The following is a 21,686-nucleotide window of genomic DNA, read 5'->3' as shown; positions in this document are numbered from 1 at the left end:
GATCAGCCGTCACCGTGGCGAGGTGGCCCGGGGCCTCGCCCCGGAAGGGTGGCCGGTCAGTGGGTTTTCGTACCGCTTTCCTCTAGTTTCTGGCCCTTCAAGAGGAACCACGCCACCCCCGCCGTCGCCAGAAGCACCACCGCCCCGACGCCCGACGCCAGTCGAAGCCCGTCCACGAAGGCGGTCTGGGCCGCGGAGAGCAGGACGTCCGCCTGCGCCGCCGGCAGGTCCGCCGTCGACTCCACGGCGCCGCCGAGCGACTCGTGCGCGGCCGACGCCACGTCCGCCGGCGTGCCCGGCGGTGCCGTGAAGTCGCGGTAGACGCCCGTGACGATGGAGCCGAGCAGGGCGATGCCGAGCGCCGCGCCCAGTTCGTACGCCGTCTCGGAGACCGCGGACGCCGCGCCCGCCTGCTCCTTCGGCACGCTGGAGAGGATGACGTCGGCCGTCACCGTGAACGAGAAGCCCGCCCCGACGCCGACGACCAGGAGCGCCGCGCCGAGCAGCGGATACCCCGTGTGCTGGCTCAGCGCTGTGAGCGCGGCGAGCGAGAGGCCCACCGCCGCGAGTCCTCCCGCCACCACCACCCGTACCGAGAAGCGCCGCGCCACCACGCCCGCGACCAGGCCCGCCGCCACCGCGCCCACCGCGGCGGGGAGTTCGGCGAGGCCCGCCTCGAACGGCCGCCTGCCCTGCACCAGTTGCAGGAACTGGGAGAGGAAGAAGACCAGGCCGGACAGGCCGAGGACGGTCAGCAGGTCGGCGAGGACCGCCCCGGAGAAGCCGCGGTTGCGGAACAGCCGCATGTCCAGGAGCGGCGCGGCGAGCGTCAGCTGGCGGCGTACGAACCAGGTGAGCGCGGCCACGCCGACGACCGCGGAGGCCGCGACGTCCCAGCGCATCCCGTGCGCTGCCGCCTCCTTGACGGCGTACACCACCGCGATCATGCCGATGAGCGAGAGCACGACGCTGATCAGGTCCCACGGACCCGGCGCCGGGTTCTTGGACTCGGGCAGGAACTTGATGCCGACCAGGACCAGCACGGCCATCACCGGCAGGTTGATGAGGAAGACCGAGCCCCACCAGAAGTGTTCGAGAAGGAATCCGCCGACGACGGGTCCGACGGCCGCGCCCGCGGACGCCATGGCGCCCCAGATGCCGACCGCGAGGCTGCGCTCGCGCGGGTCGTGGAAGATGTTCCGGATCAGCGCCAGCGTCGACGGCATCAGCGTCGCGCCCGCGACACCGAGCAGCGCGCGGGCCAGGATCATCAGCTCGGGGCTGGTGGCGTAGGAGTTGAGGACCGACACCGCGCCGAAGGCGACGGCCCCGCAGAGCAGCAGCTTCTTCCGGCCGATGCGGTCGCCGAGGCTGCCCATGGAGACGAGCAGGCCGGCGATGACGAAGGAGTAGACGTCGCCGATCCACAGCAGCTGGGTGCCGGAGGGCTTGAGGTCCTCGCTGATGTAGGGCGTCGCGAGGCCGAGCACGGTCGCGTCGACGGCGACCAGGAGGACGGCGAGGGCGAGCACGGCGAGCGCGAGCCAGCGGCCGGGGCTGCGCTCCGCCTCGGGGGCCGCGGGCTGCCGGTGGGTGCTGGTCATGAGTCCACTCTCCGCTGTGCGCCGCCGATCAGCAGCTCGGCGATCATGTACGAGAAGTCGTTGGCGGCCACCCGGCCGTCCTGCACCGCCCAGGCGCCGGAGCCGACGAGGCCGTAGAACGCCTCGGTGAGCCAGGCGGGGGTGAGGTCGATGCGGAACTCGCCGTTCTCCTGGCCGCGCCGGAAGAGGGCCGCGAGCCGGTCGTCGATGCGGTGCCAGCCCTGGTTCTGTCCGTCGCCCTCGAACAGCTGGTTCTCGGTGTACAGGAACGCGAGCAGCCCGGCGGCCGGCTCGATCTCCTGCACCAGGCGCCGCAGCGCCTCGCTCGCGCCGCCCTCGTCGAGCCGGGCCCGGTCGAGTGCGGCCTCGCACTCCTGGAGCCCGAGCTCCTCCAGGGCGCGCACGAGGGCGTCACGGCCCGCGAAGTGGCGATGGAGGGTCGCCCTGCTGATGCCCGCGGCGCGGGCGACCTCGTCCATCGTGGCGGTGGATTTGCGGGTGAGCAGGGCCGCGGCGCTGCGCAGGACCTGCTCGCGATCGACTGACATGAGACAAGCCTAAGCCATGTGAGACAAAGATGTCTCACATTCAACCGTCGGTCGCGTCAGTTCCAGGGCAGCCGCGCCCGCCCCTCCCAGTACGCCGCGGGGTCCTGCGCCAGACCCACGAGCCGCTCCAGCTGCCCCGCGTCCAGGTCGACCGCGGCCGCGTGCAGATTGGAGACGAGCTGGACGGAGGTGGCCGCGCCGGACAGGACGACTCCAGCCCACGGTTCGGCCAGCAGGACGGCGAGGGCGACCGCGTCGCAGCCGAGCCCGGTCTCCTCGGCGACCTCGCGCAGGACGGGCGGCGCGTACGGATCGGCGAGGCGGCCGTTGGCCAGGCCCTCCTTGACGAGCACGGTGAGCCCCGCGTCGTGCGCCTCGGCGAGCGCGGGCCCCGCGGAGGTCTCCAAAATGTTGTACGTGGCCTGGACGGTGCGGAAGAGCGGCTCCCCGTCGACGGTCACGGCGAGCGCCGCGCGGATCGCGGCGGCCTGGTCGGGGCCGCTCACGGAGAGCCCGACGGTGACGCCCTCGGCGGCGAGCGCGGCCAGCCGGCCGTGCAGTTCCTTGTCGGTGAGCGCCGGGCTCTCGGGCGTCACGGAGTGCACCTGGTAGAGGTCGAGCCGGTCGCCGAGAAGTTCGGCGGTCTCGGCGCGCTGGCGGTCGTACGCGGCGACGCTGTGGTCCTTGACCTCGTGCGGGCCCTCGGCCTCGGTGCGCCAGTCGGCCGTGTAGGTGTAGCCCCACTTGCTGCCGATGACGACATCGCCGATGTCGGGCCGTGCGCGCAGCCAGTCGGCGAGGAACTCCTCGGACCTGCCGTACGACCGCGCCACGTCGAAGTAGCGGACGCCCGACGCGTAGGCGGCGTCGAGGAGTTCCACGGACCGCTCGCGCAGGGCCTCGACGCTGCGGTCCGGCGGCAGGTCGCTCTCCCGGCCCAGCGTGATGTAGCCGGGCCTGCCGACGGCGGCGAGGCCGAGCCCCAGGTGTGCGGTCGGGGTCGTCGCTGCGGCCAGCCGTGCGAAGGGCATCGCGGGCTCCTCGTCGTAGGGGATCTCCCCGTCAACGTAACCCGCGACGCCCTTTTCTCACCTGCGCGCGGCCGCCCACTCCTGCTGCACCGTCAGATCCGTCTTGACCTCGGCGAGCTGGACGGCGACGGCCGAGGGCGCGGTGCCGCCGCGGCCGCTGCGGGAGGCGAGCGCGCCGGGGACGTTCAGGACGGTGCGCACCTCGGGCGTGAGGTGCTCGGAGATCTTCGCGAACTGCTCGTCGGTGAGGTCGTCGAGCTCCTTGCCCTCGGCCTCGGCGACCTTCACGCACTCGCCCGCCACCTCGTGCGCGACGCGGAACGGCACGCCCCGCTTGACCAGCCACTCGGCGATGTCGGTGGCGAGCGAGAAGCCGGCCGGGGCCAGCTCCGCCATGCGCTCGCGGTGCACGGTGAGCGTCGCCATCATGCCGGTGAAGGCGGGGAGCAGGATCTCCAGCTGGTCGCAGGAGTCGAAGACCGGCTCCTTGTCCTCCTGGAGATCCCGGTTGTACGCGAGCGGCAGCGCCTTGAGCGTCGCCATCAGACCCGTCAGGTTGCCGATGAGGCGGCCCGACTTGCCCCGGGCGAGCTCGGCGATGTCCGGGTTCTTCTTCTGCGGCATGATCGACGAGCCGGTGGAGAAGGCGTCGTGCAGGGTGACGAAGGAGAACTCCTTCGTGTTCCAGATGATGATCTCCTCGGCGATCCGGGAGAGGTTCACGCCGATCATCGCGGTGATGAAGGCGAACTCCGCGACGAAGTCACGCGAGGCCGTGCCGTCGATGGAGTTGGCGGACGAGCCGTGCTCGAAGCCGAGGTCCTTCGCGACCGCCTCCGGGTCGAGGCCCAGCGACGAGCCGGCCAGCGCGCCGGACCCGTACGGCGACACGGCCGTCCGGGCGTCCCACTGCCGCAGCCGCTCGGCGTCCCGGGAGAGCGACTGGACGTGCGCGAGGACGTGGTGGGAGAAGAGCACCGGCTGGGCGTGCTGCAGATGGGTGCGGCCGGGCATGGCGACGTCGGGGTGCGCCTCGGCAAGCCCGACGAGCGCGCCCTGGAGCTCGGCGAGCAGGCCGCCGATGATCCGGGCGTGGTCGCGCAGGTACATCCGGAAGAGCGTGGCCACCTGGTCGTTGCGGGACCGGCCGGCCCGCAGCTTGCCGCCGAGGTCGGGCCCGACCCGCTCCAGCAGGCCCCGCTCCAGGGCGGTGTGGACGTCCTCGTCGGCGACCGTACCGACGAACGATCCGTCGGCCACGTCGGCCTCGAGGCGGTCGAGCCCGCCCAGCATGCCGGTCAGCTCTTCCTCGGTGAGCAGGCCCGCCGTGTGGAGCACACGGGCGTGGGCGCGGGAGCCGGCGATGTCGTACGGCGCCAGGCGCCAGTCGAAGTGCACCGATGCCGACAGCTTCGCCAGGGCCTCCGCGGGCCCGTCGGCGAACCGTCCGCCCCAGAGCCGGAGGTCACCACCGTTGTTGCTGCTCACTGACGTGCTCCTCACTGCATCATCCGATCTCTGCATGAGTATGCATTGCTCTGCATGATTCGTCAATCGAGGGCCGTCCCACCGACCGGGAACATCGGCAAAGTCCTGCGACACCTGAAGGACGTGCGCGAATAATCGTCAGCCATGGGAAAGACGTACGAACGCATAGACGGCAGGCTGCGCGCCTTCATCGAGGAACAGCCGGTGTTCTTCACCGCGACCGCGCCCCGGGCCGACGACGGGACCATCAACCTCTCCCCCAAGGGACTGCGCGGTTCGTTCGCGGTGCTCGACGAACAGCGCATCGCCTACCTCGACTTCGCGGGCAGCCACGCGGAGACCATCGCGCACCTGCGGGAGAACGGCCGCATCACCGTCATGTGGTGCGCCTTCCAGGGGCCGCCCACCATCGTGCGCGTGCACGGCCGGGGCGAGCCGGTCTTCCGTGACGACCCGCGCTTCGAGGAACTCCTCGGCCACTTCCCCGGCATCGATCCGACGCCGCACGGCCTGCGCGCCGTCATCGTCGTGACGGCCGAACTGGTCCGCGACTCCTGCGGATACGCGGTGCCCTTCATGTCGTACGACGAGGACCGCGACCTGCACGCCCGGCGCTTCGGCCGGGAGGACGACGCCTCCCTCGGCGCGTACTTCGCCAAGAAGGAGCACATCGCGCGGAGCATCGACGGCCTCCCCGGGCTGCCCCTCCCGCTGCCGCCGGTCGCGCCCTCGCCGCCGACCTCCGTGTAGCGACCACATACCGAGACGGGGTTGCACGAGCGCCCGGCCGGGGCGTTGCATCGCGCCGTGCAAGCCGAACAGACGACCACCAGCCCGGCCGACGGGGCGGACCCCACCGACCGGGCCGCCCGCCGCGCCGTCACCGTCTTCCCCGTCCTCGTCCTCGCGGCCGGCGCCCTCGGCCTCGCCGCGCCGGACGCCTTCGCGGGCTGGGGCACGAACGTCCCGTACCTGCTGGGCGTGGTGATGTTCTGCATGGGGCTGACCATGACGCCGCTCGACTTCCAGGGCGTGGTCAAGCGGCCGTGGGCCGTCGCGCTCGGCCTCGTCGCGCACTACGTGATCATGCCGGGCCTCGGCTGGCTGATCGCCCACGCGCTCGGTCTCTCCCCGCAGCTGGCGGCCGGCGTCATCCTGGTGGGCTGCGCCCCGAGCGGCACCGCGTCGAACGTGGTCACCTACCTCGCACGGGGCGACGTGGCGCTGTCCGTCTCCGTCGCCACCGTCTCGACCGTCCTCGCCCCGCTCATCACGCCCCCGCTGACGCTGCTGCTCGCCGGCGAGTACCTGCCCGTCGACGCGGGCTCGATGGTGACGGACATCGTCAAGACGGTGCTGCTCCCGGTCGTCGCCGGCCTGCTCGTACGGCTACTGCTCGGCCGGTACGTGGACCGGGTGCTCGGCGCGCTGCCGTGGCTGTCGGCGATGACCATCGCCGCCATCGTGGCGATCGTGGTCGCGGGCAGCGCCACGGCCATCAAGTCGGCCGCCGCGCTGGTGCTCCTCGCGGTGTTCCTGCACAACGGCCTCGGGCTCGCGCTCGGCTACGGCGCCAGCAAACTCGCCCGCCTCGGCCGTCCCGCCTCCCGCGCGATGGCCTTCGAGGTCGGCATGCAGAACTCGGGTCTCGCGGCCTCCCTGGCGACGGCCCACTTCAGCCCGCTCGCGGCGCTCCCTTCGGCGGTGTTCTCCGTGTGGCACAACGTGTCGGGGGCGCTGGTGGCGGCGTGGATGTCCCATCGGGCGCGGGGCGAGGAGCGGCCCGAGCCGGCGGCGGGCCTGACACGGACGGCCGAACCCGGCTGATCAGCCCGGGTCCTCCACGTGCCACCCACCGCGCGTCGGGAGGCATCGGCACGCGCTTCGCGGCGTCCGAGGGCGCGGGAGAGGGACGGCGCGGCACCCCCCCCCCCGCTGCCAGACCTCCCCCGGTGCGAAGCGCGGCGCCCGGCGGAACTAGTGCTCGTTCGAGGCCAGCCGCAGGAGGTGGTCCGCCAGCGCCTGGCCGCCCGTCGGCTCCCTGCTGATCAGCATCAGCGTGTCGTCGCCCGCGATCGTGCCGAGGATGTCGTGCAGTTCGGCCTGGTCGATCGCGGACGCCAGGAACTGGGCGGCGCCGGGCGGGGTGCGCAGGACGACGAGGTTGGCCGAGGCCTCCGCGGAGATCAGCAGCTCCGCGGAGAGACGCCGCATCCGCTCCTCCTTGGCCGACTCCCCGAGCGGCGCGCGCGGGGTGCGGAAACCGCCCTCGCTCGGCACCGCGTAGATGAGGTCGCCCTCAGCGTTGCGGATCTTGACCGCGTTCAGCTCGTCCAGGTCCCGGGAGAGCGTCGCCTGAGTGACGGTCAGACCGTCGTCGGCGAGCAGCTTCGCCAGCTGGCTCTGGGAGCGCACCGGCTGCCGGTTGAGGATGTCCACGATCCGGCGGTGGCGTGCGGTGCGGGTCTGCGGCACGGCGGGACCCGCGTGGTCGCCGTGCTCGTTGCCTTGCGCCTGGCTCATCGTCGTCTCATTCTCCGGATCGTCCGTCCCCGTCGGCCGCAGCGGCCTTGTCCAGTACGCCGGGCAGCGCCCGGAGGAACGCGTCCACCTCGTCGTCGCGCACGTTCAACGGCGGCATCAGCCGTACGACATCGGGGGCGGGCGCGTTCACCAGGAAGCCGGCGTCCTGAGCCGCCTGCTGCGCCCGCGGCGCGAGCGGCTCGGTGAGCACGATACCCAGCAGCAGGCCCGCGCCCCTTACATGGCCCACCAGCGGGTGTCCCAGTGACTCGATTCCGCCGCGCAGCCGCTCGCTCGCCCGCTTGGTGTTCTGCAGCAGCCCCTCGGCGTCGATGGTGTCGATGACGGCGAGTCCCGCGGCGCAGGCGACCGGGTTCCCGCCGAACGTCGTGCCGTGGTGGCCGGGCTTGAACAGCTCCGCGGCCGCGCCGAACGCGACCGTCGCGCCGAGCGGCAGGCCGCCGCCCAGACCCTTCGCGAGCGTGACGAGGTCCGGCTCCACGCCCTCGTGGGCGAGGTACTCGAACCAGTGGCCGGTGCGGCCGATTCCGGTCTGCACCTCGTCGAGGACGAGGAGGGTGCCGGTGGCCCGGGTGATCTCCCGGGCGGCCGTGAGGTAGCCCGCGGGCGGTACGACGACGCCGTTCTCGCCCTGGATCGGCTCGATGATCACGAAGGCGGTCTCGGTGGTGACCGCCGCGCGCAGCGCCCCGACGTCGCCGTACGGGACGTGCGTGACGTCGCCGGGCAGCGGCACGAACGGCTCCTGCTTGCCGGGCTGGCCGGTGAGGGCGAGCGCGCCCATGGTCCGGCCGTGGAAGCCGCCCCGGGTGGCGACCATGTGGCGCCGGCCGGTCAGCCGTCCGAGCTTGTACGCGCCCTCGTTGGCCTCGGCGCCGGAGTTGCAGAAGTACACCCGGCCCTCGCGTCCGAAGAGCTGGAGCAGTCGCTCGGCGAGCGCGACGGGCGGCTCGGCGACGAAGAGGTTCGAGACGTGGCCGAGGGCGCCGATCTGGCGGCTCACCGCCTCGACGACGGCGGGGTGGCCGTGGCCGAGGGCGTTGACCGCGATGCCGCCGACGAAGTCGAGGTACTCCTTGCCGTCGACGTCCCACACCTTGCTGCCGGCGCCGCGCGCGAGGGGCAGCCGGGGCGTGCCGTAGTTGTCCATGAGGGCGCCCTGCCAGCGCCCGGTCAGCTCCTGGTTGCTCATGACTCCCCCTGCGTGTCGATCGCGTCGTGCGTGGCGTTCGTGGCGTGGTGCGGCGTGTCGTCGTGCGGCGTGTCGGGCACGACCATCGTGCCGATGCCCTCGTCGGTGAAGATCTCCAGCAGGATCGAGTGCTGGACGCGTCCGTCGATGACGCGGGCGGTCTCGACGCCGTTGCGCACGGCGTGCAGACAGCCCTCCATCTTCGGGACCATGCCGCTGGCCAGCTCGGGCAGGAGCTTTTCCAGCTCGCGGGCGGTGAGCCTGCTGATGACCTCGTCGGAGTGGGGCCAGTCCTCGTAGAGGCCCTCGACGTCGGTGAGGACCATCAGCGTCTCGGCGTCCAGCGCAGCCGCAAGTGCCGCAGCCGCCGTATCAGCATTGACGTTGTAGACATGGTGGTCGTCCTGGGAGCGGGCGATCGAGGAGACGACCGGGATGCGGCCGTCGGCGAGCAGCGCCTCGATGGCGCCGGTGTCGATCTCGGTGATCTCGCCGACCCGGCCGATGTCGACCAACTCGCCCTCGATGCGGGGCTGGTGCTTGGTGGCGGTGATGGTGTGCGCGTCCTCGCCGGTGAGGCCGACGGCGAGCGGGCCGTGCTGGTTGAGCAGGCCGACGAGCTCGCGCTGCACCTGTCCGGCGAGGACCATGCGGACCACGTCCATGGCGTCCTCGGTGGTGACGCGCAGGCCCGCCTTGAACTCGCTGACGATGCCGTGCCGGTCGAGGGCCTTGCTGATCTGCGGTCCGCCGCCGTGCACGACGACGGGCCTGAGGCCCGCGTGGTGCAGGAAGACGACGTCCTGCGCGAAGGCGGCCTTGAGCTCCTCGTCGACCATGGCGTTGCCGCCGAACTTGATGACGACGGTCTTGCCGCGGTGCCGGGTGAGCCAGGGCAGCGCCTCGATGAGGATCTGCGCCTTGGGCAGCGCGGTGTGTTTGCGCGCGGTGGGCTGGCCGCTCGTGTCCTTGGGCGTGTCGACGGTCATGAGGAGTACGCGCTGTTCTCGTGGACGTAGTCGGCGGTGAGGTCGTTGGTCCAGATCGTCGCGGTCTCGCCGCCCGCGGCCAGGTCGGCGGTGACGACGATCTCCCGGTAGCGCATGTCGACGAGCTCGCGGTCCTCGCCCACGGAGCCGTCCTTGCAGACCCAGACGCCGTTGATGGCGACGTTCAGCCGGTCCGGGTCGAAGACGGCGGAGGTGGTGCCGATCGCGGAGAGCACCCGGCCCCAGTTGGGGTCCTCGCCGTGCAGGGCGCACTTGAGGAGGTTGTTGCGGGCGATGGAGCGGCCCACCTCGACGGCGTCGGACTCGCTCGCGGCGTTCACGACCTCGACCTTGATGTCCTTGCTGGCGCCCTCGGCGTCGCCGATGAGCTGGCGGCCCAGGTCGTCGCAGACCTCGCGGACGGCCTCGGCGAACTCGGCGTACTCCGGGGTGACTCCGGCGGCTCCGGAGGCGAGCAGCAGCACGGTGTCGTTGGTCGACATGCAGCCGTCGGAGTCGACGCGGTCGAAGGTGAGCCGGGTGGCGTCGCGCAGCGCGCGGTCCAGGAGGTCGGCCGCCAGGTCGGCGTCGGTGGTCAGGACGACGAGCATGGTGGCGAGGCCGGGGGCGAGCATGCCCGCGCCCTTGGCCATGCCGCCGACGGTCCAGCCTCCCCTGGTGACGACGGACGTCTTGTGGACGCTGTCGGTGGTCTTGATGGCGATGGCGGCCTTCTCGCCGCCGTGCGCGGAGAGTTCACCGGCCGCCTTGCCGATGCCGGGCAGCAGCTTATCCATGGGGAGCGTGACGCCGATGAGCCCGGTCGAGGCGACGGCGACCTCTCCGGCGTTCAGGGACAGCGCCTCGGCGACCTTCTCGGCGGTGGCGTGCGTGTCCTGGAAGCCCCGCGGACCCGTACAGGCGTTGGCGCCACCGGAGTTGAGGACGACCGCGGAGACGACGCCGCCCTTGATGACCTGCTCCGACCAGAGCACGGGGGCGGCCTTGACGCGGTTGGAGGTGAAGACGCCCGCGGCGGCCTGGCGGGGCCCGGTGTTGACCACGAGGGCCAGGTCCGGGTTGCCGTTCTCCTTGATTCCGGCGGCGATGCCCGCCGCGGTGAATCCCTTGGCTGCCGTCACACTCACGGCGCGACTCCGATCGTAGTGAGCCCGGTGGCCTCGTCGAGGCCGAGGGCGATGTTCATGCTCTGCAGGGCGCCGCCCGCGGTGCCCTTGGTCAGGTTGTCGATGGCGCTGATCACGATCACGCGCCCGGCCGCCTCGTCGAGGGCGACCTGGATCCGCGCGGCGTTCGAGCCGTACACGGCGGCGGTGGCGGGCCACTGCCCCTCGGGGAGCAGGTGCAGGAACGGTTCGTCGGCGAACGCCTTCGTGTAGGTGTCCCGCAGGCTCTCGGCGGTGACGCCGGGCTTCGCCTTCGCGCTGCAGGTGGCGAGGATGCCGCGGGGCATCGGCGCCAGGGTCGGCGTGAAGGAGACGCCGACCCGCGTACCCGCGGCGGCGCTGAGGTTCTGGATCATCTCGGGCGTGTGCCGGTGGCCTCCGCCGACGCCGTACGGGGACATGCTGCCCATGACCTCGGAGCCGAGCAGGTGCGGCTTGGCGGCCTTGCCCGCGCCGGAGGTGCCGGAGGCCGCGACGATCACCGCCTCCGCCTCGACGAGGTCCGCCGCGTACGCCGGGAAGAGCGCGAGCGAGACGGCGGTGGGATAGCAGCCGGGCACCGCGATGCGCTTGGCCCCCTCCAGCGCGGCACGGGCGCCCGGCAGTTCGGGCAGGCCGTACGGCCAGGTGCCGGCGTGCGGGCTGCCGTAGAACGTCTCCCAGTCGGCGGCGTCGGCCAGCCGGAAGTCGGCGCCCATGTCGACGACGAGGACGTCGGGGCCGAGCTGCTCGGCGACGGCGGCGGACTGCCCGTGGGGCAGCGCCAGGAAGACCACGTCGTGCCCCGCGAGGACCTCGGCCGTGGTCGGCTCCAGGACGCGGTCGGCGAGCGGGAACAGATGCGGCTGCACCGCGCCGAGGCGCTGGCCCGCGTTGGAGTGGCCGGTGAGGGCGCCGATCTCGATCGCGGGGTGGGCGAGCAGCAGGCGCAGCAGCTCGCCGCCCGCGTACCCACTCGCCCCTGCCACTGCTGCGCGTACCCTCATGGAACCCTCCTCTTGGATGGCATGACTATACGTATCGCCGCAGTTTTATGCAATATGGGGTCGGGGGAGCCGGTGAGTGGTGTGTGACTGAGCGTTTCCGTCGGCCCCCGCGCGTCGCCGATGAGTTTGTGGCGCCCGGACGGTCCCCACTCATGACACCTGAGGAAGGGACACCGTCATGCCGGAGCTTCTCGTCGACTTCATCACCACCCTCGACGGCTACGCGTCAGGAGAGGGATGGCCCGGTTTCTGGGGCCTCGAAGGCCCGGAGTACCTGGCATGGCTGAGCAAGCAGCCCGAGGTCACGTACCTGATGGGGGCGAATACCTACCGTCTGATGTCCGGCTTCGCCGCGGGCGACGTCCCGAGCGGTCAGGACGAGTTCAGGCCCGAGGAAGAGGCCTCCGTCGACCAGCTCACGCAAGCGTCCAAGGTGGTGTTCTCCTCCTCGCTCGACGAGCCGCTGACGTGGGCCAACTCCACGCTCGTCCGCGACGACGCCGTCGAGGCGGTCCGCGCCCTGAAATCGAGTGGTTCGGGGCTGCTCAGCACGATCGGCAGCCTCAGCCTGTGCCGGTCCTTGCTGCGGGCCGGGCTCGTCGACCGCTTCCGGGTCGTGATGTTCCCGGTGATCACCGGGGCCACGGGCGAGGAACGCATCTACGACGGCTACCCGGACGTCGCCCTGGAGATGATCGAGCACCACACCTTCGACGGCCGCACCCAACTGGTCGAGTACCGGCCCCGCGTGCTCGATCATCCGCCGCTCGGCGCCCCCGCCTGAGGCCGCCCCGTCGTCACATCCGCGGATCCGGCGTCAGCAGCGCGAAGACCGCTCCGGCCGGGTCCGCGGCCCAGGCGATCCGCCCGACCTGCGGGACGTCCGCCGCCGGCATGACCACGCTTCCGCCGGAGGCCTGGACCGCGGCGACGGTGGCGTCGACGTCCGGCGCGTGGAAGTACGGCACCCACCTCGGCGTCCCGGCCTGCCCGGGGCCCGCGTCCTCCGAGACACCGCCGAAGGAACCCTGCTCCTGGTCGCCTTCGGCGATGCTGAGCACCCGGTACCGCATGCCCGGTGCCTGCATCTCGGAGTGCCGCCATCCGAAGACGCCGGCATAGAAGGCGATGCCCGCGACCGGGTCCGGTACGTGCAGCTCGACCCAGATCAGCGCGTTGTCCTCCGAGGCCACCTCCAGCCCGCCGGTCTTCGCGGGCTGCCAGACCGCGAACTCGGCACCCTGCGGGTCGGTGAACTGCGCCAGCCGGCCGTGGTCCATCACGTCCATGGGTTCCGTCCGCACCGTGCCGCCGCCGTCGCGGACGGCCCGCGCGGTGGCATCGGCGTCCGGGGTCTGGAAGTGGACCATCCAGGCGGATTGCGCGCTCTCGTCGGTGAGCGGGCCGAGCGCGGCGACGGTCCTGTCGCCGATGCGGAAGAAGCCGTAGCCGCCCGCCTCGGGCCCGGCGGAGGCGAACTCCCAACCGAAGACCCGGCCGTAGAACGCGGCGGCCGCCGCGGTGTCGGGGCTGCCGAGGTCGAGCCAGTTGGGCGATCCGGTGCGGAAGTCGGTGCCGAGCATGATGCCTCCTGGGGGTGAGCGGGTCCGCGGGTACCGCCCGCCACGATGCCGAGCCTCCGCCGACGTGGACCCGTACAAGCCGCACGGGACCGCCCGATTCACCTGTGTGGGTGAATGGGGCGGCCGACCGCGCACACCGGTCCGGTCCGGGCCTGCCCGGCGTGCGGCGCCGCTCGTGCGGCTGCGGCGCCGCGTCACGGCTCACTCCCCGGGCTGGCCGAACCATCTCGACAGGTGGGCGAGCAGCTCGCGGCGGTCCTCGCCCACCCAGGCCACATGGCCGTCCGGGCGCAGCAGGACCGCGGGGACGGCGGGCTCCTCGCCGGCGTCGACGACGTGGTCCACGCGGTCCTCCCAGCCGGTCACCGCGAGGCGGCCCGTCCGGTCGAGCAGCAGGCCGCGGCCCGTGCGCATCAGCTCGTAGAGCCGGCCCCGCCGCAGCCGTACGTCGCGCAGCCGTGTGCCGAGGAGTTCGTGGCCCTCGCCGAGGTCGTAGCGGACGTCGAGCGCCGTGATCATGCCGGTCACGTACCGGTTCACCTCCTCGAAGTCCATCAGCTCCGAGAGGAGCCCGCGCAGCGCGGTCGCGCCGGGGTCGGAGCCCAGGAGCAGCATCTGGGCGCGGGTGTTGTCCAGGACGGCGGCGCCCACCGGGTGGCGCTCGTCGTGGTAGCTGTCCAGGAGACCTTCGGGCGCCCAGCCGTCGACCGCGGCGGCCAGCTTCCAGCCGAGGTTGAACGCGTCCTGGAGGCCGAGGTTGAGCCCCTGGCCGCCGGTCGGCGGGTGGATGTGCGCGGCGTCGCCCGCCAGCAGCACCCGGCCGGCCCGGTAGCGCTCGGCCTGCCGGGTGGCGTCGCCGAAGCGGGACAGCCAGCGCGGGGCGTGCGCGCCGAAGTCGGTGCCCGCGTACGCCCGCAGCCGGTCCCTGAACTCCTCGATGTCCGGCGCCGCCGCCCGGTCCTCTGCCACGCCGTCGGCGGGGAGGACGACGCGGTACATCCCGTCGCCCAACGGGCTTGCGCCGAAGCGCAGTTCGGTCGCGCGGACCCGCTCGACGGCGGCGGCGACCGTCGCCGGGTCCTCGGTCAGCGCCAGCTCGCCCAGCAGTGTCTCCGCCGTCGCGGGCACGCCCGGGAAGCCGACGCCGAGCTGCTTGCGGACCGTGCTGCGGCCGCCGTCGCAGCCGACGAGGTAGCGCGAGCGCAGCCGTGTGCCGTCCGCCAGCTCGACGGTCACGGCGTGCGCGTCCTGGCTCAGCCCGACCACCTCGTGGCCGCGTCTGATCTCCGCGCCGGCCTCGCGGACGTACGCGTCGAGCAGCCGCTCGGTGACCGGCTGCGGGGTGGCCAGGCCGTACGGGTGCGCCGTGTCCAGCCGCTCCGGCCAGGGCTTCCTGATGCCGCCGAACAGCCCGCCCGCCCGGAACGTCTCGCTGACCGCGAGGAACCGCTCCAGCAGGCCGCACTGGTCCAGGATCTCGACGCTGCGCACGTGCAGCCCCTGGCCGCGGGACTGCCCGGTCGGCGCGGTCAGCTTCTCCAGCACGACCACCCGCACGCCGTGCAGCCGCAGTTCGCCCGCCAGCATCAGGCCGGTCGGGCCGCCGCCGACCACGATCACGTCGATCATGCCGACGCCCCTTCCTCGTCAGAGCGCCCCGCCGGGGAGACGTGCTCCGCCAGGGAGACCCGCCCCGCCGGCACGGCCCGCGGCAGCGACGGCTGGGCGCCGTGCCGCGTCACCATGGCGCGCCACTGTCCCTCGTCGAGGCCCGGATGCGCCGCGACGGACCTGACGGCTTTCGCGTCGGGATCGCGGGCCGGCGCGGAGCGGATCTCCGGCGGGAGGCCGCGGCGCCGGGCGACGAGCATCCGCAGGGCCGGCACCGGTGACGCGGCCAACTCCGCGGCCTCCGCGGGCGAGGCGTCGGCGACGCGCGGCAACAGTGTCGCGCCGATCCGGGTGGTGGCGGCCGGCGCGCCGAGCGCGATCAGCCGGTCGACCAGCTCGGGCGGCAGGGGCGGGTCGGCGGCGAGGCCGCTCAGGAGGTGGGTCACGGGCACGGAAGGATTCTCCCCCCGGGCGGCCGCCCCGGCGACGCCGTCCCCGCGCCCCGGACCACCGCGAGACGCAGGTCACATCCGGCCATGTCACAGGGGCCGGGGCTGTCTCGTCTCAGGGGATGTCACCACGTACGCGGATGGCACACGCAAGACGACGAGGACCAGGACGAGGGAGCACACCATGGACGCGCGAGTGGACTACATGGCCCAGCCGAACGCCGCCAAGGCGCTGAAGTACTTCCTCTCGGGGAGCAAGGCGCTCAAGGAGACCTCCGTGCCGCCCGCGACCCAGGAGCTGGTGGCGCTGCGCGTCAGCCAGATCAACGGCTGCGCGGCCTGTATCGACATGCACACCAAGGAGGCCGCCGCCGACGGTGAGACCGCCGTGCGGCTGAACCTGGTGGCGGCCTGGCGCGAGGCCACCGTGTTCACCGAGGCCGAGCGGGCCGCGCTCGAACTCGCGGAGGAGGGCACCCGGGTCGCGGACGCGGCCGGCGGCGTGCCCGACGAGGTGTGGGCGCGCGCCGCCGTGCACTACGACGAGGAGCAGCTCGCCGCTCTGGTGGTGCACATCGCGTTCATGAACATGGTCAACCGGATGAATATCATCACCCGGCAGCCGGCCGGCGACTACGTGCCCGGCCGGATCCACTGACGAACGGAGCCGGTGCGGGGCCGGACAGGCCCCGCACCGGAGGGGGTACGGCATGAGCAAGGTCGAGGAGTTCGAGGAGCTGCGGCCGCTGCTGTTCTCCATCGCCTACCGGATCCTCGGCGGCGTGGGCGAGGCCGAGGACGCGGTGCAGGAGACGTGGCTGCGCTTCGACGCCACGGCGACCCGGCCCACGTCGGCCAAGGCCTACCTGTCGGCGGCGGTCACCCGGATCTCGATCGACGTGCTGCGATCGGCGCGGGTGCGCAGGGAGGAGTACGTGGGGCCGTGGTTCCCCGAACCGCTCCTCGACGACCCGTACCAGGATCCGGAGCGCGCGGTGGAGCTGGCCGAGTCGGTGTCGGTCGCCGCGCTCGTGCTGCTGGAGCGGCTCAGCCCGCTGGAGCGCGCCGTCTTCGTGCTGCGGGAGGTGTTCGGCTTCGGCTTCGACGAGGTCGCCGCGGCGGTGGAGCGCTCGGAGGCCGCGTGCCGTCAGCTGCTCGTACGGGCGCGACGGCACATGCGGGCCGGGCAGCCGCGTTTCGAGCCGGCCCGTGCGGACCGGGAGGAGCTGGCGTCGCGGTTCTTCGACGCCCTCAGCGCGGGTGACCTGGCCGGTCTGCGGGAACTGCTCGCCGCCGATGTGTCGATGGTCGGCGACGGCGGCGGCAAGGGGCCGCAGCTGTCCAGGACCGTCGTCGGCACCGAGAAGGTGGCCCGTCTGCTCACCGCCGGCTTCCCGGTGATGACCCGGATCGGTGTGACGTACGAGGCGCACGAGCTCAACGGCGGGCCCGGCGCGATCTTCCGGGACCGGGACGGCAGGGTGCTGCACACGCTGGCGCTGGACATGGCGGACGGGCGGATCCAGGCCATCCGCCTGATCAGCAACCCCGACAAACTCGGCCACCTGGGTCCGGTGGCGGACGCCTGGGCCGTCGACCGTGAGGTCCGGAAGCTGATGCGGGCCGCGGGGCGGCCACCGGAATAAATACCGATCGTGTCCGGGCACCCGGACGTAGCATGCGCAGCGATGACGACCTTCGGTGACACGCACATCCGCCCCTACCGCATCGCCATACCCCAGGCAGACCTGGACGATCTCCACGCGCGGCTCGACCGCACCCGCTGGCCCGATCAACTCCCGGGCGTCGGCTGGGCGTACGGCATTCCGCGCGACTATCTGGAGGAGCTCGTACACCACTGGCGGCACGTGTACGACTGGCGGGCCGCGGAGGCCGCGCTCAACGCGTGGCCGCAGTTCACCACCACGATCGACGGCGCGAACGTGCACTTCGCCCACGTCCGCTCCCCCGAACCCGATGCGACGCCGCTGCTGCTGACCCACGGCTGGCCCGGCTCGATCGTCGAGTTCGCCGACGTCGTCGGGCCGCTCACCGACCCGCGGGCGCACGGTGGGGACCCCGCCGACGCGTTCCACGTGGTGCTGCTCAGCATTCCGGGGTTCGGCCTGTCGGGCCCGACCCCGGAGCCCGGCTGGGAGTTCCGGCGGGTCGCCCTGGCCTCCGCCGAGCTGATGCGGCGGCTCGGCTACGAGCGGTACGGCGTCCAGGGCGGCGACTGGGGGGCGGGCATCTCCCGCGAACACGGCCGGCTGCGCCCGGACCACGTCATCGGGGTCCATCTCAACCTGCTGCCGAACGCGGCCCAGACCGAGGAACCCGACGAGCGGGAACTGGCCGCGCTCGACGCCGCGGAGCGCGAGCGCACGCTCGCCTCCTGGGAGCGCATGCGGGCGTGGATCCGGGACCGGCAGGGGTACGCCGACATCCAGACCACCCGCCCGCAGACCCTGGCATACGGCCTGACCGACTCACCGGTGGGCCAACTGGCGTGGATCGCGGAGAAGTTCAAGGAGTGGACCGACTCGGCGGACCGCCCGGAGGACGCCGTCGACCGGGACCAGCTGCTCACCAACGTGATGCTGTACTGGCTGACCGGTACGGCGGGTTCGTCCGCCCGCATCTACTACGAGCGGGCGCAGGCCGCGTACACCGGCAACCCGCCGGCGCCGTCCCCGACACCGACGGCGCTGGCCGACTTCCCCCGCGACAACTTCATCCCGCTGCGCCACATCGCGGAACGCACGAACAACATCGTGCAGTGGACGACGTACGACAGGGGCGGCCACTTCGCGGCCATGGAACAGCCCGACCTGCTGGTCTCCGACATCCGCGGATTCTTCCGCACGCTGCGCTCACGCGGCTGACGCGCGGAGGCTCAGGCCCGGGGGTCGTCGCCGCGCGCCGCGCGCTTCGCGGCCTGTTCCGCCTGCTTCTCCTTGATGCGGACGGCCTCCTGGCGGACCTCGGCCTGGGTGGCGCGCTCCTGGCGAAGCCAGCCGGGCATCTCCTGGCGCAGGGCCTCGATCTGCTCCGTGGTGAGGGGTTCGGTCACTCCGCCGCGGGCGAGGCCGGCGATGGAGACGCCGAGCTTGGCTGCGACGACGGGGCGGGGGTGCGGGCCGGTGCGCCGCAGCTCCTGGAGCCACTCGGGCGGGTCGGCCTGCAGCACGTCGAGCTCGCTGCGCGAGACGACGCCCTCCTGGAACTCGGCGGGCGTGGCCTGGAGGTACACACCCAGCTTCTTCGCCGCGGTCGCGGGCTTCATGGTCTGGGTGGTCTGGTGCGACGTCATGGGTCCAGGGTATCGAGCATGTGCGCTACCGCTGACCACGGCGGGTAGCCTGGCGAGGTGACAGGCTCGGAAGTACCCCCGTCGTTCCGGCTCGCCTATGTTCCGGGAGTGACGCCCGCCAAGTGGGTGCGGATCTGGAACGAGCGGCTGCCCGACATCCCGCTGACCCTTCTCCCGGTCCCCGCCGCCGAGGCGCCCGACGTGCTGCGTGCGGGCGGCGCCGACGCCGGTTTCGTACGGCTGCCCATCGACCGTACGGATCTCAGCGCGATCCCCCTCTACACCGAGACCACGGTCGTCGTGGTCCCGAAGGATCACGTGGTGGCGGCGGTCGACGAGGTGTCCCCCGAGGACCTGGCCGACGAGGTCGTGTTCCATCCGCTCGACGAGACGCTGGAGTGGGAGCCGCGGCCCGGCAGGCCCGCGTACGAGCGCCCCGCCACGACCGAAGACGCCATCGAGCTGGTCGCCGCGGGCGTGGGTCTCCTCGTCGTACCGCAGTCCCTGGCCCGTCTGCACCACCGCAAGGACCTCACCTACCGCCCGGTGACCGGCGCCCCGGAGTCGCGCGTCGCCCTGTCGTGGCCGGAGGCCAGGACCACCGACCTGGTCGAGGACTTCATCGGGATCGTCCGCGGCCGGACGGTCAACAGCTCGCGCGGCCGTGCGCAGACCCCGGCGAAGGAACAGGCGAAGGCGTCGGCACAGGCGAAGAAGAAGCCCGCCGCGGGCAAGTCGGGCGGGAAACCGCAGCGGGGTGGCGGCGGTGGCGGTGCCCGTCCCAAGGCCGCCAAGCGGGGCAAGCCGCGCCGCCGCTCCTGACCTGCCGGTCCACGCGAAAGGGGCCTCCCGCCGCATCGGCGGGAGGCCCCTTCGCTACGTCAGCACGTCACCGGGTGGTCAGCCCAGGATCGAGAGCGCCTGGTTCAGCGTCGCGGACGGGCGCATGACCGCCGAGGCCTTGGCGGCGTCCGGCCGGTAGTAGCCGCCGATGTCGGCCGGGGAGCCCTGCACCGCGGCGAGCTCGCCGACGATGGTCTCCTCCTGCTCGCCCAGCGTCTTGGCGAGCGCCGCGAACGCCTCCGCGAGCTGGGTGTCATCGGTCTGCTTGGCCAGCTCCTGCGCCCAGTACAGGGCGAGGTAGAAGTGGCTGCCGCGGTTGTCGATGCCACCGAGCTTGCGGCTCGGCGACTTGTTCTCGTTCAGGAACGTGCCGGTCGCGCGGTCGAGGGTGTCGGCGAGCACCTGGGCGCGCGCGTTGCCCGTCTTCGTGGCGAGGTGCTCGAAGCTGACCGCGAGGGCGAGGAACTCGCCCAGGCTGTCCCAGCGCAGGTAGTTCTCCTTGACCAGCTGCTGGACGTGCTTCGGGGCGGAGCCGCCGGCGCCCGTCTCGAAGAGGCCGCCGCCGTTCATCAGCGGGACGACCGACAGCATCTTGGCGCTGGTGCCCAGCTCCAGGATCGGGAACAGGTCGGTGAGGTAGTCGCGCAGGACGTTGCCGGTGACGGAGATGGTGTCCTCGCCCCGGCGGATGCGCTCCAGGGAGAACGCGGTGGCGTCGACCGGCGACATGACCCGGATGTCCAGGCCGTCGGTGTCGTGGTCGGCGAGGTAGCGCTCGACCTTGCCGATCAGCACGGCGTCGTGGGCGCGGGCCTCGTCCAGCCAGAACACGGCGGGGTTGCCGGTGGCGCGGGCGCGGGTGACGGCCAGCTTGACCCAGTCCTGGATCGGCGCGTCCTTGGTCTGGCACATCCGGAAGATGTCGCCGGCGGCGACGGTCTGCTCCAGGACGACGTTGCCGGCGCCGTCGACGACCCGCACGTTGCCCGTGGTCGGGACCTCGAAGGTCTTGTCGTGGCTGCCGTACTCCTCGGCCTTCTGCGCCATGAGGCCGACGTTCGGGACGGAGCCCATCGTCGACGGGTCGTAGGCGCCGTTGGCGCGGCAGTCGTCGATGACGACCTGGTAGACACCGGCGTAGCTGCTGTCCGGCAGGACCGCGAGGGTGTCGTGCTCCTCGCCGTCCGGGCCCCACATGTGGCCGGAGGTGCGGATCATGGCCGGCATGGAGGCGTCGACGATGACGTCGCTGGGGACGTGCAGGTTGGAGATGCCCTTGTCGGAGTCGACCATGGCGAGCTCGGGGCCCTCGGCCAGCTCGGCCTCGAAGGACTCCTTGATCTTCGCGCCCTCGGGGAGCGAGTCGAGGCCCTTGAAGATGCCGCCCAGACCGTCGTTCGGGGTCAGGCCGGCGGCGGCGAGGACGTCGCCGTACGCCGCGAAGGTCTTCGGGAAGAAGGCGCGGACCACGTGGCCGAAGACGATCGGGTCGGAGACCTTCATCATCGTGGCCTTGAGGTGCACGGAGAAGAGGACGCCCTCGGCCTTGGCGCGGGCGACCTGCTCCTTGAGGAACTCGCGCAGGACGGCGACGCGCATGACCGAGGCGTCGACGACCTCACCGGCGATGACCGGTACGGACTCGCGCAGCACGGTGGTGGAGCCGTCGTCGCCGACGAGCTCGATGCGCAGCGAACCGGCCTCCTCGATGACCGCGGACTTCTCGGTCGAGCGGAAGTCGTTCTCGCCCATGGTGGCGACGTTGGTCTTGGAGCCGGCCGACCAGGCGCCCATGCGGTGCGGGTGGGCCTTGGCGTAGTTCTTGACCGACGCGGGGGCGCGGCGGTCGGAGTTGCCCTCGCGCAGGACCGGGTTGACGGCGCTGCCCTTGACCTTGTCGTAGCGGGCGCGGATGTCGCGCTCCTCGTCGGTCTTCGGGTCGTCCGGGTAGTCGGGAAGCGCGTAGCCCTGTGCCTGCAGCTCGGCGACGGCGGCCTTGAGCTGCGGGATCGACGCCGAGATGTTCGGCAGCTTGATGATGTTCGCCTGCGGCGTCTTGGCGAGCTCGCCCAGCTCGGCGAGGGCGTCGTTGATGCGCTGGCCCTCCTCGAGACGCTCGGGGAAGCTCGCGATGATGCGGCCCGCGAGCGAGATGTCGCGGGTCTCCACGCTGACACCGGCCGTCGAGGCGTAGGCCTGGACCACCGGCAAGAACGAATGGGTCGCCAGGGCCGGGGCCTCGTCAGTGTGGGTGTAGATGATGGTCGAGTCAGTCACCGGGTGCTCCGCTCCGCGTCTGCAACATTGCTCGACATCAA

General features: G+C 72.2%; 21 protein-coding genes. 7 read left to right on the top strand and 14 right to left on the bottom strand.

All coding sequences use genetic code 11. The features are described 5' to 3' along the window. Positions 1-56: 56 nt before the first annotated feature. Genes ACZ6B8_RS28010 through argH form a run of 4 tightly spaced genes read right to left on the bottom strand, consistent with a single transcriptional unit; the run spans position 57 to position 4,671 of the window. On the bottom strand, positions 57-1,604 hold the full coding sequence (locus ACZ6B8_RS28010) for an MFS transporter (RefSeq protein ID WP_471609073.1): 1,548 nt from the start codon (positions 1,602-1,604) through the stop codon (positions 57-59). After that, positions 1,601-2,152 (bottom strand): TetR/AcrR family transcriptional regulator, encoded by a 552-nt coding sequence (locus ACZ6B8_RS28005; protein ID WP_471609072.1) that lies wholly within the window; start codon positions 2,150-2,152, stop codon positions 1,601-1,603. The genes ACZ6B8_RS28010 and ACZ6B8_RS28005 overlap by 4 nt, the downstream gene beginning before the upstream one ends. 56 nt (positions 2,153-2,208) lie before the next feature. Further along, a complete protein-coding gene (locus ACZ6B8_RS28000) occupies positions 2,209-3,183 on the bottom strand; it encodes an aldo/keto reductase (RefSeq protein ID WP_471609071.1) in 975 nt (324 codons plus the stop codon). 57 nt (positions 3,184-3,240) lie between these two features. After that, positions 3,241-4,671: an argininosuccinate lyase gene (argH, locus tag ACZ6B8_RS27995; protein WP_471609070.1), complete on the bottom strand. Its 1,431-nt coding sequence runs from the start codon at positions 4,669-4,671 to the stop codon at positions 3,241-3,243. 144 nt (positions 4,672-4,815) lie between these two features. Here argH and ACZ6B8_RS27990 point away from each other — a divergent pair, with 144 nt between their 5' ends. Further along, positions 4,816-5,421: a pyridoxamine 5'-phosphate oxidase family protein gene (locus ACZ6B8_RS27990; protein ID WP_471080784.1), complete on the top strand. Its 606-nt coding sequence runs from the start codon at positions 4,816-4,818 to the stop codon at positions 5,419-5,421. A 57-nt stretch (positions 5,422-5,478) separates the two neighbouring features. Beyond that, the gene (locus ACZ6B8_RS27985; RefSeq protein ID WP_471609069.1) at positions 5,479-6,498 is read left to right on the top strand and encodes a bile acid:sodium symporter family protein; all 1,020 of its coding nucleotides are present in this window, start codon (positions 5,479-5,481) and stop codon (positions 6,496-6,498) included. Positions 6,499-6,648: 150 nt separating this feature from the next. Here ACZ6B8_RS27985 and ACZ6B8_RS27980 read toward each other — a convergent pair whose 3' ends face one another. Genes ACZ6B8_RS27980 through argC form a run of 5 tightly spaced genes read right to left on the bottom strand, consistent with a single transcriptional unit; the run spans position 6,649 to position 11,569 of the window. Next, positions 6,649-7,194 carry an arginine repressor gene (locus ACZ6B8_RS27980; protein ID WP_361726545.1) on the bottom strand — a complete coding sequence of 182 codons (546 nt, stop codon included), beginning with the start codon at positions 7,192-7,194 and terminating at the stop codon, positions 6,649-6,651. A gap of 7 nt (positions 7,195-7,201) precedes the next feature. Next, positions 7,202-8,407 carry an acetylornithine transaminase gene (locus tag ACZ6B8_RS27975; RefSeq protein WP_471609068.1) on the bottom strand — a complete coding sequence of 402 codons (1,206 nt, stop codon included), beginning with the start codon at positions 8,405-8,407 and terminating at the stop codon, positions 7,202-7,204. Continuing rightward, positions 8,404-9,396, bottom strand: a complete 993-nt coding sequence (gene argB, locus ACZ6B8_RS27970) for an acetylglutamate kinase (protein ID WP_471080774.1) — start codon at positions 9,394-9,396, stop codon at positions 8,404-8,406. The genes ACZ6B8_RS27975 and argB overlap by 4 nt, the downstream gene beginning before the upstream one ends. Beyond that, positions 9,393-10,544, bottom strand: coding sequence for a bifunctional glutamate N-acetyltransferase/amino-acid acetyltransferase ArgJ (gene argJ, locus ACZ6B8_RS27965; protein WP_471609067.1), 1,152 nt, complete (start codon positions 10,542-10,544; stop codon positions 9,393-9,395). The genes argB and argJ overlap by 4 nt, the downstream gene beginning before the upstream one ends. Next, positions 10,541-11,569: an N-acetyl-gamma-glutamyl-phosphate reductase gene (argC, locus tag ACZ6B8_RS27960; protein WP_471609066.1), complete on the bottom strand. Its 1,029-nt coding sequence runs from the start codon at positions 11,567-11,569 to the stop codon at positions 10,541-10,543. The genes argJ and argC overlap by 4 nt, the downstream gene beginning before the upstream one ends. Positions 11,570-11,747: 178 nt before the next feature. Between argC and ACZ6B8_RS27955 the strand changes: the two genes are divergently transcribed. Beyond that, positions 11,748-12,353, top strand: coding sequence for a dihydrofolate reductase family protein (locus ACZ6B8_RS27955; RefSeq protein ID WP_471080730.1), 606 nt, complete (start codon positions 11,748-11,750; stop codon positions 12,351-12,353). Positions 12,354-12,366: 13 nt separating this feature from the next. On the opposite strand, the gene ACZ6B8_RS27950 is transcribed toward ACZ6B8_RS27955, so the two are convergent. The 3 genes from ACZ6B8_RS27950 to ACZ6B8_RS27940 all read right to left on the bottom strand — a co-directional run bounded on the left by ACZ6B8_RS27950 (position 12,367) and on the right by ACZ6B8_RS27940 (position 15,215). Continuing rightward, positions 12,367-13,152 carry a VOC family protein gene (locus tag ACZ6B8_RS27950; RefSeq protein WP_471609065.1) on the bottom strand — a complete coding sequence of 262 codons (786 nt, stop codon included), beginning with the start codon at positions 13,150-13,152 and terminating at the stop codon, positions 12,367-12,369. 201 nt (positions 13,153-13,353) lie between these two features. Beyond that, on the bottom strand, positions 13,354-14,781 hold the full coding sequence (gene rox / locus ACZ6B8_RS27945) for a rifampin monooxygenase (protein WP_471609064.1): 1,428 nt from the start codon (positions 14,779-14,781) through the stop codon (positions 13,354-13,356). Beyond that, a complete protein-coding gene (locus tag ACZ6B8_RS27940; RefSeq protein ID WP_471609063.1) occupies positions 14,778-15,215 on the bottom strand; it encodes a hypothetical protein in 438 nt (145 codons plus the stop codon). The genes rox and ACZ6B8_RS27940 overlap by 4 nt, the downstream gene beginning before the upstream one ends. 181 nt (positions 15,216-15,396) lie before the next feature. On the opposite strand from ACZ6B8_RS27940, the gene ACZ6B8_RS27935 reads away from it, so the two are divergent. From ACZ6B8_RS27935 to ACZ6B8_RS27925, 3 genes are read left to right on the top strand one after another with little or no spacing between them, the layout of a single operon-like run. Next, positions 15,397-15,870 (top strand): carboxymuconolactone decarboxylase family protein, encoded by a 474-nt coding sequence (locus ACZ6B8_RS27935; RefSeq protein ID WP_471080718.1) that lies wholly within the window; start codon positions 15,397-15,399, stop codon positions 15,868-15,870. A 52-nt stretch (positions 15,871-15,922) separates the two neighbouring features. Beyond that, complete coding sequence (locus tag ACZ6B8_RS27930; protein WP_471609062.1) at positions 15,923-16,858, top strand: RNA polymerase sigma-70 factor; 936 nt, start codon at positions 15,923-15,925, stop codon at positions 16,856-16,858. 42 nt (positions 16,859-16,900) lie between these two features. Beyond that, positions 16,901-18,097 carry an epoxide hydrolase family protein gene (locus ACZ6B8_RS27925; RefSeq protein WP_471609061.1) on the top strand — a complete coding sequence of 399 codons (1,197 nt, stop codon included), beginning with the start codon at positions 16,901-16,903 and terminating at the stop codon, positions 18,095-18,097. Positions 18,098-18,108: 11 nt separating this feature from the next. Here the strand turns inward: ACZ6B8_RS27925 and ACZ6B8_RS27920 are convergent, their stop codons facing one another. Continuing rightward, entirely contained in the window at positions 18,109-18,525 is a 417-nt protein-coding gene (locus tag ACZ6B8_RS27920; protein ID WP_471609060.1) for a DUF5997 family protein, read from the bottom strand. Positions 18,526-18,582: 57 nt separating this feature from the next. On the opposite strand from ACZ6B8_RS27920, the gene ACZ6B8_RS27915 reads away from it, so the two are divergent. Beyond that, the gene (locus tag ACZ6B8_RS27915; RefSeq protein WP_471609059.1) at positions 18,583-19,347 is read left to right on the top strand and encodes a LysR substrate-binding domain-containing protein; all 765 of its coding nucleotides are present in this window, start codon (positions 18,583-18,585) and stop codon (positions 19,345-19,347) included. Between the two features lie 78 nt (positions 19,348-19,425). On the opposite strand, the gene ACZ6B8_RS27910 is transcribed toward ACZ6B8_RS27915, so the two are convergent. Then, positions 19,426-21,645, bottom strand: a complete 2,220-nt coding sequence (locus ACZ6B8_RS27910) for an NADP-dependent isocitrate dehydrogenase (RefSeq protein ID WP_471609058.1) — start codon at positions 21,643-21,645, stop codon at positions 19,426-19,428. Between the last annotated feature and the right edge of the window lie 41 nt (positions 21,646-21,686).

Source organism: Streptomyces sp. NPDC041122 (genome assembly GCF_055592445.1).
Note: the sequence above shows the minus strand (reverse complement) of the source record. Positions and strands in the feature narration are given on the sequence as shown.